Consider the following 12492-nt stretch of genomic DNA (forward strand, 5'->3'; position numbering starts at 1 on the left):
CGTGGTCGACCACCACGGCCATGTAGCGCTGGCCCTTGCGGTAGGAGATCTCATCGATCCCGATCCGGCGCAACCCCGCCAGCCGGTCGGTACCCCGGTCGCGGTCAGCGGTGTAGCGCTCGACAATCCGCCCGACCGTGCGCCAGGTGCAGCGCAGCAGCTCGGCCGCCGCGCTCTTGGAGCACTCGGCGGCCATCCACGCCGCCTGCTGGTCGAAGGCCAGGGTGTGCCCGGCGTCGTGCCGGGCCCAGGGCACGAAGGCCACGGTCGCACCGTGCCGTGGGCAGGCGACCCGCGGGGCATCGGCCTCCAGGAACACCCGCACCGCCCCGTGGTCCAGATCCCGCCACCGGCGCCGGCCGCGTCCCCGGTCGTACCAGGGGGCCGGGCGCCGGCACAGCCCGCACCGCCCACGGCGCCGCGCGTCAGGCCGCACCGACGCGACCACACACTGTTCCGATTCGTCCCAGCGCACCGCCTCGACCACGGTGTTTTCGACCATCAGGGTGCGCTTCCATATGCTGAAGGCAGGCACGCCGTCTCTCTGCTTGATCCAATTTGAGTCTCGACACCTCAAGGATCACAGAGGGCGGCGTGTTTCACGTCCAGCCGCAGATCAGCGCACCCACACATGCGGCAGGAGAGCCTGAAAACGGCGCGAGCCCGCATGGGCAGGGCCGCGGCGAGGTCGCAGCGTTCGTCGCCGGTGGGCTGGGAGCCGAGCAGGGCCAGCACCGTGTCGAGGGCGCGGACCTGCTGGATCAGACGGCGGCGCCGGGGCATGGCGCGGGCCTTCCAGAGCGGGCCGCCGCGGGGCTCGCGGCGGTGCGGGACGGGGGTCAGGGGCGGTGGCCGGCGGCGGGGCGGCCGAACAGGACGTCGTAGCCGGGCGGCAGCTGGAGCAGGACCTGCCGCATGAGCTGGTCGCCGGCGGCGTCGGCCACGGTAGACAGGACGGCACCGATGTCCCACAGGGCCGTGGCTTCGGTGGCGCCCTCGATCCAGGCCGCGGTGGCGCGCACGAACCGTTCGGAGCTGAGCGATTCGGCGGCCTGCAGCGGGTTGAGCAGGACCAAGGCGAGGGTCTCGGGCAGGCGGGCCGCGAGCTGGGCACGCACCTCGCCGACCAGGTGAGCGCCGAGCAGCGCCAGCACGACGCGGGCGGAGCGCTCGGCTTCCTGGGGCGTGTCGTATTCGCCGCGTCCCTGGACCTGGTCCAGGAACGCCTCCCATCGAAGAGTCACCGCAGATCCCTCCGTCAGGAACGGAACCAGGCCGGCCACACGACAGGCCGGCCGGGTCACGGTGGCCAGGCGTACGGGTCGACTTGAGGGGCATGGCCGACCCCTCGTAGGGCCAGCGCCTGCCACTGTGGTCGGCCTGGTTACGGGCCTGGACGAGGGCGCCCAGGCCCGATGAGCCCACGAACGTCACCTCCGACAGGTTGAGCACCACCTCCCGATGTCCCAAGGCGGCCGGCGGGTAGGGGGTTCCGCGCCGCCGCTCAGGGAAGTAGCGCGGCGCGGAACGGCATCGGGGAGGTCAGGCCTGAATCTGCTTGCGGCCCTCGCTGTGGCTGATCGCGACCTTGCGGGGCTTGGCCCTCTCCGCGACCGGGATCTTCAGGGTCAGCACCCCCGCGTCGTAGTCGGCGCTGATCCCCGCTGGGTCGAGGGTGTCGGAGAGCACGACCTGACGGGAGAAGACGCCCAGCGGGCGCTCGGACAGCTCCCACTTCACGCCCTCGCCCTCGTGACGGGGCCGGCGCTCGGCCTTGACGGTCACCATGTTCCGCTCGACGTCGATGTCGATCGCCTCCGGATCGCAGCCCGGGAGGTCGAAACAGATCACGTACTCGTCGCCGGCGCGGTAAGCGTCCATCGGCATCGGGGTCGGCCGGGACCAGGTGCCGGTCGTGTTAATGAACTGCTGGGTCAGGCGGTCCAGCTCGCGGAACGGATCGGTGCGCAGCAGCATCGCGAAACACCTCCACTGGTTGATGGGTGCCAGTGCGCTTCACCTGAATCCGTTCTAACATGTCATCCATCGGATGACAAACCTCTGAGTCGCCAAAGGAGTGACAGCAATGGGAGAGCCCGACGCGTCCGCCACCGGCGGCGGGACGCCGCCGGGACCGGCGTCCTTCCTCGCCGCCGCCGCGGCACTCGCCGCCATCGACGACGCCGTCCGCACCGCCCAGGACACCGAGACCACCGCCCCGCCCGCCGCCCAGGCTCAGCCCGAGCAGACGCTGGCCGCGTTGCTGCTCCTGCGCGAGCTGCGCACCGAACTCGCCGGCTGGGAGGCCCCCCTGGTGGAGGCGGCTCGCGCCTCGGGGGCGACCTGGGCCGATCTGGCCGAGCCCATGGGCGTTGCCAGCCGCCAGGCCGCCGAGAACCGCTACCTGCGCCTCAAGCCCGCAGGCGGTACCTCCGTCGCCGGTGGGACCGGCGCGGAGCGGGTGAAGGCGGTACGTGACCGGCGGGCCGCCGACCGCGCCGTCACCGTCTGGGCCCGGGACAACGCCGCCGATCTGCGCGTCCTCGCCGCCCAGGTCACCGCGCTCACCGACCTCGCACCCCGGGCCCGCCCCGCCCAGGCAGCCCTGCGCACCGCCCTCGGCGCCACCGACCCAGCCGGCCTGATAGCGCCCCTGGCGGCCATGGGCCCCCACCTCGCCGCCGGCCACCCCCACCTCGCCGCCCGCCTCGACGACCTCACCCATCGCACCGAACAGCTCCGCGATGACAGCGACCAACGGCGCGCCTGACCCCATCACCGCCGAGCAACGACGGCAACGCATCGAGGACCAGCTCCAGGCCGTCGGGCGGCGGATGCGCCAGGAGAGCGCCGCCGCCATCGCCTCCGTCGACGCCTGCCTCGCGCGCCTGGACGACCTGCGCGCGGCCCTCCAACAGCCCGAGACGGACCGAAGCCGCAGAGTGGATTCCGCCGCGCGCCGGCCGGAGTGACCGTCAACCCCTCGCGTCGCGGGCAAGGGTCAGCCTGCCGCCCGCCGGCGGTGTCATTCCCTGATCCTGCCCCTGGAGGGCCGGCGGGCCGGCTGACCGGGCCGCAGCGGCAGTCGGGCCGGGTGTCGTTGGGCGCCAAGGTGCGGTTCCTTGTTCCCTTCCCTGCGCCGGGAAACGCGCATAGCAGTGAGGCGGCGGGGCCGCGGGAGCTTGTGGCTGGGCTTGGTGTGGGCTGGATGGCGTCGCCTCTTCTTGCTTTTGCGGGCCATGGCTGTGGGTGCTCCTGGCTGAGGTGAGGGTGGGCGTGGCCGCCCCGCGCCGGGCGGCAGCGCAAGACCGGCCACTGCGGTCACGGCTTGCGCGGGAAGGGAGCCACGGCGTGGGGGCGCCGCTGGGCGGTGAAGGTTACGCGGGCGCCCGTGGTCGGACTGCGCCGGACACCGAGGCGGGCGTCCGGCACCGAGTCAGCAGCGGCCTGCGAGGGCGAGGACGGGCCGGGGCGGCCGCCGCAGCGCCGAGCTGCGCCGCCTGGCCGACGACGTGGCCCAGGACCGCGACGAGTTGATACGCATCATGCAGCGCCTGGGCGTGCTCGCGCGCCACTGGCGGACCTGGCTCGGCGTCGCGGGTGAGCGCGCCGCGCGGCTCAAGCCCAACGGCACGCTGTTCCACCGCTCCCCGCTCAGCGACCTGCTCGAGCTGGAGGCGATGCGGACCGGAGTCGAGGGTGAAGCAGCCCTGCGGCGGGCGCTACGCGCCATCGCCGCCGACGAGCCACGGCTGGACCCGCAAGCCCTTGACCGCCTCGCGGAACGGGCCCGCGATCAGGCCCGCCTACTGAACGACTGGCACCAGGAGTTCAGCACCGACGTCCTCGGCCACCACAATGGCCCGGCCCACTCCCCCGAAACGACGAGCCACCAGTAGCGGCATCCCCGGACAACGGCGGGGCATACGGGAAGGTCGGCAGGTGGGCGGTGAAGACCGGGTGCCGGCGACGGAGCGGCGCGCTCTCGCCGGGACGGAGCATCTCCTGGTCCCGGACGAAGCGCAGCACCGGCCGCGCTGGCAGGGCGGCGGTGTCGAGGCCGAGCTCTTCGAGCAATTCTCGGCGCAGCGCCGCCTGTGGGTCGTCGCCGTCCTCCACCAGGCCGCCGGGCGTCGAGTACTTGTGGCCGGCGGGGCGCTGGCGGCGAATCAGGCAGATGCGGCCGTCGTGGACCAGCACCGCGCACACCCGCACGCGAACCTGCCCGATGCCCGGTTCGGCGATCATCGCCCCCAGGTCGCGCACGCGGGCTCCGCCAGGTCGTGCGGTCGAGGGCGGTTGGCCGGCTACCCCGGGCGCGGCGACGCCGCATGCGCCCGGCGTCGTGGCGACTGCCGGGCGCGGGCATCGTCGCCGCGTGCCCCGATCGGCGCGCTCGCCGGTTCAACGAGCGGGGCGGACCTGGGCACGACGGACACGATTGGCGTGACGGGCCGCAGCAGGTGCCGACGGCAATTCCGCCGTCGCACCGCGACCTGGTCGCCGTCGGAGTGCGGCGGTTATGTAGGCCCGTGTGGCCACAGGGCTGTGCTGGTAGCCGGCGCTACGCCGCTCAAAGAAGACGTTATGGGCTGGACGAGAGCGACGCTCGCTGGAACTCCCCTCCAACCCCTCGGCCGGTCACGGGTGGTGGTGCTCCCGGATGACGGTGAGGTCGGTGGTGGAGTCGAGCAGCCCGCCGGTGACGCTGTCGATGACCTGGACCGTGTTGACGACCTCACCGGGGGCGTCATGGTCGACCACGACGGGGATGGTGTACGTGACGGCCGACGTCGCCCCCGGGGCCACTCCGGCAGCGATGTCGCACTCGACCAGGGTCGGGCTGACGGCCGTGCAGCCCTTGGGGAGGGTCTTGGCCAGGGTGAGGCCGGTGGGAAGCGTGTCGACCACCACGGCTGCGTCGGTGGTGGCGGTGGGCCCGATGTTCGTGACGGTGATGCTGTACTGGCCGGTCCTGCCCTGCTCGAAGGTCTCCGGGCTGTGGGACTTCTGGACGACCAGCGTGGGCACGAGGGGCTGCGCCTGCGCAGGGGCGGCGAACGCCGCCATCGGCACAACGGCGCCAGCCGCGATCGCGGTCAGGCATGCCAGTCGCTGGCGGATGGGGGGGTGCGTGTGCTTCATGAAAGTGTCTCTCCTGTCTCGAAGGGGACGATCGCCCGGCTGAACGGGGACGCCTGAAACACGGTCGAAGCCCGCGGTCATGGCGTCCACAACGAGCACGATGGCAACGGAAAGAGCTATTTGTCAGCGCCTTACCCGTTGCACCCATTATGAGATAGTGGCGGAAAATCCCCTTCGCGCCGCGCCCACGCGGGTAGTGAACATCGCCTTCCAGTCCGACTTTTGGCGTATTCTTGGCAGGGCGTCACCGTAACTCCTGATCAAAGACCTTGCAGGCACGGCTGCCTGCAGATCGTGACCCTGGCCGGCTCGGTGCTGCTCGGCCGGGATGTCGGAACCTGGGGGAGGTTGGCGGCCGCCGTGATCACGACCCTCGCGAAGGCGGTCGGGTGGCCGGGGCACACCGGTTTCAGCGTCTGTTGTCCCGTGCGAAATGGGACGACGGTTGGATCCTGGGGACCACTGTGTGGGTCGTCGCATTGCTGGACAACGACGAGGATGCCAACTCCCCCGCCTTTGAATCGGCAGGGGACTGGATCAATGAGCTTCCTGATTAGTCACATCAAAAAGACGCTATTGGATTTTCTCCAATTCGGTGAGCAGTGCGGCGGTGGGTGAACACTTCCGCGGGCGAAACTCACCAGTCGGTGCACGCCGCCCCGCGCCCCACAAGGAGGATGGGAGGTCGCTGGGCGCCTGGCTGAACAACCAAGGCCCGGCGGGACGAGACCAGCGAGGAGCGGTGCGGGCTTGGTCAGCGCCGGCACGGGCCGCCAGGACGCTGTCGTCGCGGGTGGGCGGCCGCCGGGATACGGGGGGCACGGCGGCCGCCGGTCGGATCGTCTCACCCACCGGGTGCACGGTCAGGTAGGCACCAAGCCCCCCTGTCGCGGCCAGGCGCTGGTCGAGGTCGCGACCGATTGTCAGCGCGTGGTTCTCGTCCGGTGTCAGCCTGCCCTGATCGAGGTAGCCGCTCCCTACGGTTGTGCTGAGGCCGTCTCGAGCCAGCGAGCGAACCGGTCGGCTTGATCCGGAGGGTTGAGGCGGCGGATCCACTCCGCTTCGCGCGCGGGGTCCTCGTCGTCGGGGTCGGAGACAGCGAAGACCACGACGTGATCGGTGCCCGGGCCGAAGGTACCGGCGGCGACGAGCGATTCGAGCGCCGCCACACACGCGTCGTACACAGTGTCCCGGAACCTCGTGAGCTCCGCGCCGTCGTCGTCCGGCCCCGCGGCGTACAGTCGCCGGCAGATCGACGCGAACTGCTCGGCGGCGACGCCCTCCGTCGCCCACTGCGCCGGAGTCCACTCGTGGTACTCCGCCTCGGCCGGGTACTTCGCTCGCAGTTGAGCCAGGTGCGAGACGGTGTTGGCCGCGCAGCACACTGTCATCGCGCTGGCGTCGGAATACAACGCGTACCCGCAGTAGTCCGCAGCCGGACGGGCCTCAAGTAGCCCGGTGAAGGCTACCCGCGCCACCCGCTCCACCTCTACCCGCAGCCAGCCCTCACCATCAGGCACGACGGCACCAGCCACCACAGTGCGATCTCATGGCCCCAGTATCCCCGGATCCAAAGGAGTGTCTGCGAAGGGCGTCACCGCACAGGGCAGTGGTACTGGGTCGGAACGCTGCTACACACCACCGATAACCCGCTTGCCAGGCCGAGCAGGCCAGGGTGTATGAATCGTGGGTCCACGCAAATCGTGGGCCCTACGACAGGGGGGATTCCGCCCTATGCGGAAGAATGTCTTCGGACGTGCCACCGTGGCCCTGCTCGGCGCCGCTGCCATCGCCCTCGCGGCTCCCGCCGTCACCGCCACGGCGAAGCCACCGGCCATGGCGAGCACGAACCTGCTGAGCGGTCAGAAGCTCATCCCGGGGCAGAGCATGATCAGCGGTGAGTCCGACCTGGTGATGCAGGGGGACGGCAACCTGGTGCTCTACCTGGACGGCGACACCGGCCACCACGGACCGGTGCTGTGGGCCAGCGGCACCTACGGCAACTGGGGCGCGTACGCCTACATGCAGCCCGACGGCAACTTCGTCGTCTACCGCCAGAACGGCAGCCCAATCTCCGGCGGCGCCCTGTGGAGCAGCGGGACCTGGGGTCACCCGGGCGCGAACGCCAACTTGCTGAACGGCTGGCTGGCGGTCACCGGTGGGGGCGCGTTCTGGCAGACCAACACCCGATACAGCCCGGCCGTCGGCGCCACGAACGACACTCTCGACATGCATCGCGTTCTGACGTCCGGCACCTGGATCGAGTCGAACTCGGTCTGGCTGATCATGCAGCCCGACGGGAACCTGGTGCTCTACCGCAAGCGCGACGGCGCCGTGCTGTGGTCCACCGGGACCTATGGCCACCCGGGCACGTATGCGGACGTCATGGGCTCGACGAACTACAGTGCCCTGTGGCTCCTCAACGCCAACACCGGCATGACGACCTGGTCGCTCCCGATCGCAGGCCGGCCCGGCGACTACGCGAAGGCGCAGAACGATGGCAACTTCGTGCTCTACAGCAGCAACGGCACCCCGCGGTGGAGCACCGGCACCTGGGGCAACTGGTAACCAGAGCCTCGCGGCCCGCCCCTTTCCATCGCTGTTCCGCCTTCCCGGGCGGCCGTAGCCGCCCCCGGCAAGGCCACGATCAGCCCATGGCCGCACCGCACCGGTGGGCGTGGGCGGCTGACTTACCGTCCGGCTCGGCTGCGGAGCCAGCGGACCGGCCACCCGCGGCGCCGGGCCGGACGAGCGGGGGCAGCGAAGAGAACGGCGCTCTCCCGGCGGAGTCGGCCGGGGATCTCCAGGTCGGGGCGGACCACGGCCAGACGGGGCCCGGCGCAAGCGGCGCACAACCCGGCATCGGCCAAGTGGGATCCGAGGATCATGTTCTGAACCTGGCGGAGCGGAGCGCATCGGGCCGGACGTGGTGCGAGCCGGACCGAGCCCGGCTCGCACCACGGGGTCACTGTGCGGCGACCTTGTTCCAGGTCAGCTCACGCTGATAGCCGTGGCGCCAGCCGCGGGTGTGGACCGGGTCAGTGCGAGGAAAGTCCCCAGCAGGTGACATGGCGTCGACGTTCTGTCCGCTGTCGTAGTACGACTGCAATGCGTAGGCGCCCCAGCTCTCCTCCCCGCCCCAGGACCACTGCTCCGCATTGGAGCCCAGACTGGAGGTCCCGGGCTGCTCCATCACCACAGCACCCTCGTTGCCACCGGTGTAGGCCATCACCTGGTACTTGCCGACGTTGAGCAGCGAGAACTGGGAATCGGGGCCCATCTGCATCCATTCGCAGTACGGGTTGCCGACGGCGGCGCTGGTGGACTGCAACCAGACCGACTCGTCATAGGCGCTGGCGCAGAGAACGGAACCGTTGAACGCACCGTTCTCGATCCAGACAGCTCCAGGGACGGTTGCCGCCGAGGCCGAGGCCACAGGGATCACAGTCAGACAGCCGGCGGCAATGCCGGTCGCGGCGATGGCGATCCGGAGGCGACGCCTGCCGCGGGAGGCCCACTTGGATTGGATCATGTCGCAACACTCCTTGGCTTGTTTCTCCGATGAGGGACCTGGCGCAAGTTCAGGTGCAGGGCGATCAGCCCCCTTGGCGCCCTTGAGCAAGCGAAGAGAACTCGCAGCGGATCTCCATCGCTTGGCCGCGTACAGCAGAACATCGAGCCGGACAGGGACACCAGGAAGAGGAACGGGACGGACTACCGGAAGAACGACCGGAAGAATCCGCGATGCAGATCGCACGAGCGGGAAGGCCACGCGATGGACCCGCACACACAAGGAGGACGGACGTCGCCGGGCACCTGGCCGAACAGTCAGAAGGCCCGGCGAGGCAAGCTCAGCCCGGAGCGGCGCGGCAGCTGGAGGCCCTGGGCGTGGCCTGGTAGGCCGGGGGCCGGTCCGTTGGTCGGCGCGCTGCTGGTGCCGTCCTGAGTAGGCGTCTGATGTGAACGGATTGCCCTTTGTGCCCCATTAAGTTCCTCGCCAGGTTAGCGTGGTTTCGTCCGTTATGCGCTTGGTGAAGTTGTCGATCGAGGCGACGTGGATCACGGCTTCGGAGCTGGCCCGGCAGGGTCTCGTAGTCGCGAGCGAGACGGCGGCGCAACATGATCCACCCCAGAGTTCGTTCGACTACCCAGCGCCTTTTCACGACATGGAAGCCGCGGGCATCGGATTTTCTCGCGACGACTTCGACGTCGATTCCGAGACCGGCTCCGTGCTCGATCACGGCGGGAGCTTCCCCCTGAAGTGTGGACACCCCAGACACTGGATCACAGAGATCCAGAGGAAGAGGAGTCCCCCGTGGTGATGAAGGTGTACTCGCCGGAGTCCAAGGCGGACGCCGTGGCGCTGTACTTGTCGGAGCCGGGACGCACGATCCGCTCGGTGGCTGATGATCTCGGGGTCAATCACGAGACGCTTCGGAACTGGGTCAACGCGCACCGAGCCCGCTCGCGGGAGGAGGCCGGCACCCCCTCGACGGCGGCCGATCTGGGCGCCCCGGTAGGGTCCGATCGCATGTTGGAGGAAGAGAACAACTTGAGCTCATGAACCAGGGCCTCTCACTTGGTACCTCGGCTGGTTGTGGTCGTCTCCTGGCCGGAAGGTCACTCCGACGGTTTGCTACCAGGACACGGGCTGGTCCTGGTAGTTGAGGAATTTCAGGCCCGGTTCGCCGCTGTGGCGGTCGATCGTGTCCACCACGCCTGGGATGGACTGGTCGATGGTCAGTGGTGCGCCCGGTCCGCCGAGTTCGGTGCGGACATGCCCTGACCCTATGAGGGTCGGGCCCCCTTCCGTGCACAGCCCGGCGATGCCTATGGTCCGGGTACGTACATACGTGCTCGGGAAGGAGGCCCGGCAATGTCTGTCTACGTCGGGATCGACGTGCACCGCAAGAGGTCCCAGATCGCCCTGATCGGCCAGGACGGTGAGGCGCAGGTCAACCGCAACGTCCCCAACGGCGTCGAAACGGTGCTCGGGGTGATCGGGAACCTGCCGATCGGCACCCCGGTCGCGTTCGAGGCCGCCTACGGCTGGGGCTGGCTGGTGGAACTCCTGGACGACTACGGCTACGAGTCCCACCTGGTCCACCCGCTGCGCTGCAAGGCGATCGCCTCCGCCAGGCTGAAGAACGACAAGGTCGATGCCGCCACCCTCGGCCAGTTGCTGCGCGTCGACCTGCTGCCGGAGGCGTGGATCGCCCCGTTGGACGTGCGCCAGCAGCGCGCCCTGCTCCGCCATCGCTTCCAGCTGGTCCGCCTGCGTACGCTGTTGCGCAACCGCATCCACGCGATCCTCGCCGATTTCGGGCACGCCCGGGCGGGCGGCTTCAGCACCGGTCCGGGCCGCGCCTGGCTCGCCGAACTGCCGCTCCCGGACGCCTCCCGCCGCGTCGTTGACGACCTCCTCGCCCTCATCGACGGTATGCAGCCGGCCATCGATGCCCTCGACAAGGAGCTCGCGGCTCACGCCCGCGGCGATCCCCGCGTCACCGCGCTGATGGAACTGCCCGGCGTCGGCACCCTCACCGCGCTGATGATCGTGGCCGAGGTCGGCGACATCACCCGGTTCCCCTCCGCCCGCCAGCTCGCCTCCTGAGCCGGTCTCACCCCGACCGTCCGCAGCTCGGACCGCACCGTCCACCAGGGCCACATCTCCAAGCAGGGCGATGCATGGCTGCGCTGGATCATGTGCGAGGCGGCCCAGACGGCCAAACGCCACCCGCTGTTCGCTTCCGGCTACCAGGACATGGCCCGCAGGCGGGGCAAGAAGATCGCCACCACCGCCGTCGCCCGCAAGCTCCTCACCCGTGCCTACCACGTCCTGCGCGCCGTCCACGACCAGCAGCAGACGCCACCTCCCCGCAGGGCCTCAAGACCCCGGCCCTCAACAGCGGCCACGCGCTCCGGGCGCGCTCGCATCTGCCCATGAGACGGCACCGCCGCACTCGATGACCTGACTGAGCAGCCCGGTTTCCCCGCACCACGGTCATGGCGCCGGCCCAGGCCGGACGCCGGATGGGTGGATGTGACACGCCACGCGCCGACCACGCACGCGGGGGAACACCAACACGCAGGCCCCCGCGGCCACTTCGGAACGTCCTCGGCGGATCCATCATCGCCTGCCGCTCGTCGGCGTCCAGCTCGTTCGTCCTCGCCCGCTCGATCCCTCACGGGCTCCAGGCGCTCCAACTGGACCCCCTCCCACGCGGCGGCCGGGCCGAACAGCCGCCAGGAAGCCCCCAAAGAAAACACCCTAGGGAGTCACCACAACCCAGGGTCAGCAGCCTGCCACTTGACAGGCCCGACCCTCATGGGTGGGCAGATGAGCAGGAGTGTGTGCGCGGCTTCGCCGTTCCGGGCGGCGTAGCTGCGCATGAGCTGGTTCAGGGCGGACTTGCTGGCGCGGTAGACGTCCTGACCACCGTTGGTGTTCAAGCTGACGCTGCCCTGGCGCGAGGACATGACGCCGATGGTCCCGGTTGGCGCGACCAGCGAGCGTAGACGCTCGACCACGCGCATCGGGCTGAGCGCGTTCGTGACCATGACCTCGACAAACATCTCCTCCGGGACGTCGCCGATCGGAATATCGCCCCTCGTGATGGCGGCGTTGACGAACAGCAGGTCGACGGTGCGCTCCGCCAGGCGCTCGCGCAGCGCGGTGACCTGCTCCGGCTTCGTCATGTCCAGTGACTCGACCGTGACCCGGCCCCCGGACGCCTCGGCCAGGTCATGGAGACCAGTGCGGCGACTGCCCCGGACGGTCCCTATGACGTCCCATCCGCGGTGTGCGTACTCGGTGGCGAGGCCGAGCCCGAGGGCGCGGGACGCCCCGACGATGAGAGCGGTCTTGGCACTCATGCCAGGACCACCGGCTTGAGGACCTCTTCACACCATTCGCGGAAGGTTGTCGGGCTCGCGGTCTGAGGGGTGCGCTGCACGCCGTCGTCGAGGCCGTCGTCCTTGGAGCGCATCATGTCGACGTAGCCTTCAACGAGCGCCTTCCCGACACCGTGTCCAGTGAGCGCGGCACGGAAGTCGTCGAGCGACTGTCGCTCGTAGCGGACCGGGCGGCCGAGCACGTCGGACATGATGCGCGCCATGTCGTTCGCCGAGAGGTCCTCGGGGCCCAGCACCGGGACCTCGCCCGTCCCCGTCCACGAGCGGTCGAGCAGCAGGCCGGCGGCGGCCGCGGCGATATCCCGGGTGGCGGCCATCGGTGCTTTGCGGTCGGCGGTGAAGTTTCCCCCTGATCTTGGACAGCAGGTTTCTACGCTGCGGGGGTGAAGTCGTGCTGCAGTCTGGCTCGGGTTTCGAGTGGGGTGAGGTACC

At 69.9% G+C, this 12492-nt stretch carries 12 protein-coding genes and 5 pseudogenes; 6 read left to right on the top strand and 11 right to left on the bottom strand.

The window, feature by feature from the left end:
* From ACZ38L_RS36340 to ACZ38L_RS36355, 4 genes and pseudogenes are all read right to left on the bottom strand, one after another.
* On the bottom strand, positions 1-502 hold a 502-nt coding region (locus ACZ38L_RS36340; protein WP_465701809.1), incomplete at its 3' end, for a helix-turn-helix domain-containing protein.
* A 337-nt stretch (positions 503-839) separates the two neighbouring features.
* Positions 840-1244 carry a DUF2267 domain-containing protein gene (locus ACZ38L_RS36345; protein WP_465701790.1) on the bottom strand — a complete coding sequence of 135 codons (405 nt, stop codon included), beginning with the start codon at positions 1242-1244 and terminating at the stop codon, positions 840-842.
* Positions 1245-1374: 130 nt separating this feature from the next.
* A pseudogene (locus tag ACZ38L_RS36350) lies at positions 1375-1455 on the bottom strand (STAS domain-containing protein); the annotation flags it as partial.
* An 87-nt stretch (positions 1456-1542) separates the two neighbouring features.
* Complete coding sequence (locus ACZ38L_RS36355) at positions 1543-1977, bottom strand: Hsp20/alpha crystallin family protein (protein ID WP_465701792.1); 435 nt, start codon at positions 1975-1977, stop codon at positions 1543-1545.
* Between the two features lie 109 nt (positions 1978-2086).
* Here ACZ38L_RS36355 and ACZ38L_RS36360 point away from each other — a divergent pair, with 109 nt between their 5' ends.
* From ACZ38L_RS36360 to ACZ38L_RS36370, 3 genes are all read left to right on the top strand, one after another.
* The gene (locus ACZ38L_RS36360; RefSeq protein WP_465701794.1) at positions 2087-2770 is read left to right on the top strand and encodes a type III effector protein; all 684 of its coding nucleotides are present in this window, start codon (positions 2087-2089) and stop codon (positions 2768-2770) included.
* The gene (locus ACZ38L_RS36365) at positions 2745-2972 is read left to right on the top strand and encodes a hypothetical protein (RefSeq protein WP_465701796.1); all 228 of its coding nucleotides are present in this window, start codon (positions 2745-2747) and stop codon (positions 2970-2972) included. Before ACZ38L_RS36360 ends, ACZ38L_RS36365 begins: the two co-directional genes overlap by 26 nt.
* Positions 2973-3512: 540 nt before the next feature.
* On the top strand, positions 3513-3899 hold the full coding sequence (locus ACZ38L_RS36370; RefSeq protein WP_465701798.1) for a hypothetical protein: 387 nt from the start codon (positions 3513-3515) through the stop codon (positions 3897-3899).
* On the opposite strand, the gene ACZ38L_RS36375 is transcribed toward ACZ38L_RS36370, so the two are convergent.
* From ACZ38L_RS36375 to ACZ38L_RS36385, 3 genes are all read right to left on the bottom strand, one after another.
* Positions 3832-4266, bottom strand: a complete 435-nt coding sequence (locus ACZ38L_RS36375) for an NUDIX domain-containing protein (RefSeq protein WP_465701800.1) — start codon at positions 4264-4266, stop codon at positions 3832-3834. The two genes, ACZ38L_RS36370 and ACZ38L_RS36375, sit on opposite strands and share 68 nt — an antisense overlap.
* A 375-nt stretch (positions 4267-4641) precedes the next feature.
* Complete coding sequence (locus ACZ38L_RS36380; RefSeq protein ID WP_465701802.1) at positions 4642-5145, bottom strand: DUF7933 domain-containing protein; 504 nt, start codon at positions 5143-5145, stop codon at positions 4642-4644.
* Positions 5146-6122: 977 nt separating this feature from the next.
* Positions 6123-6680, bottom strand: coding sequence for a DUF4303 domain-containing protein (locus ACZ38L_RS36385; protein WP_465701804.1), 558 nt, complete (start codon positions 6678-6680; stop codon positions 6123-6125).
* Between the two features lie 199 nt (positions 6681-6879).
* Here ACZ38L_RS36385 and ACZ38L_RS36390 point away from each other — a divergent pair, with 199 nt between their 5' ends.
* Positions 6880-7713, top strand: a complete 834-nt coding sequence (locus tag ACZ38L_RS36390) for a hypothetical protein (RefSeq protein ID WP_465701806.1) — start codon at positions 6880-6882, stop codon at positions 7711-7713.
* 397 nt (positions 7714-8110) lie between these two features.
* Here ACZ38L_RS36390 and ACZ38L_RS36395 read toward each other — a convergent pair whose 3' ends face one another.
* Both ACZ38L_RS36395 and ACZ38L_RS36400 read right to left on the bottom strand, forming a co-directional pair.
* Positions 8111-8677 (bottom strand): hypothetical protein, encoded by a 567-nt coding sequence (locus ACZ38L_RS36395; RefSeq protein ID WP_465701808.1) that lies wholly within the window; start codon positions 8675-8677, stop codon positions 8111-8113.
* Between the two features lie 453 nt (positions 8678-9130).
* Positions 9131-9389 (bottom strand): annotated as a pseudogene (locus ACZ38L_RS36400) (transposase); the annotation flags it as partial.
* A gap of 77 nt (positions 9390-9466) precedes the next feature.
* Between ACZ38L_RS36400 and ACZ38L_RS36405 the strand changes: the two are divergent.
* Together ACZ38L_RS36405 and ACZ38L_RS36410 are read left to right on the top strand one after the other, a co-directional pair.
* Positions 9467-9709 carry a transposase gene (locus ACZ38L_RS36405; RefSeq protein ID WP_465701811.1) on the top strand — a complete coding sequence of 81 codons (243 nt, stop codon included), beginning with the start codon at positions 9467-9469 and terminating at the stop codon, positions 9707-9709.
* Between the two features lie 312 nt (positions 9710-10021).
* Positions 10022-11092: pseudogene (locus ACZ38L_RS36410) on the top strand (IS110 family RNA-guided transposase).
* Between the two features lie 386 nt (positions 11093-11478).
* Here the strand turns inward: ACZ38L_RS36410 and ACZ38L_RS36415 are convergent.
* Together ACZ38L_RS36415 and ACZ38L_RS36420 are read right to left on the bottom strand one after the other, a co-directional pair.
* A pseudogene (locus ACZ38L_RS36415) lies at positions 11479-12021 on the bottom strand (SDR family oxidoreductase); the annotation flags it as partial.
* Positions 12018-12407: pseudogene (locus tag ACZ38L_RS36420) on the bottom strand (Rossmann-fold NAD(P)-binding domain-containing protein); the annotation flags it as partial. The pseudogenes ACZ38L_RS36420 and ACZ38L_RS36415, both read right to left, overlap by 4 nt.
* Between the last annotated feature and the right edge of the window lie 85 nt (positions 12408-12492).

It is taken from the genome of Kitasatospora sp. NPDC024654, from assembly GCF_055559155.1.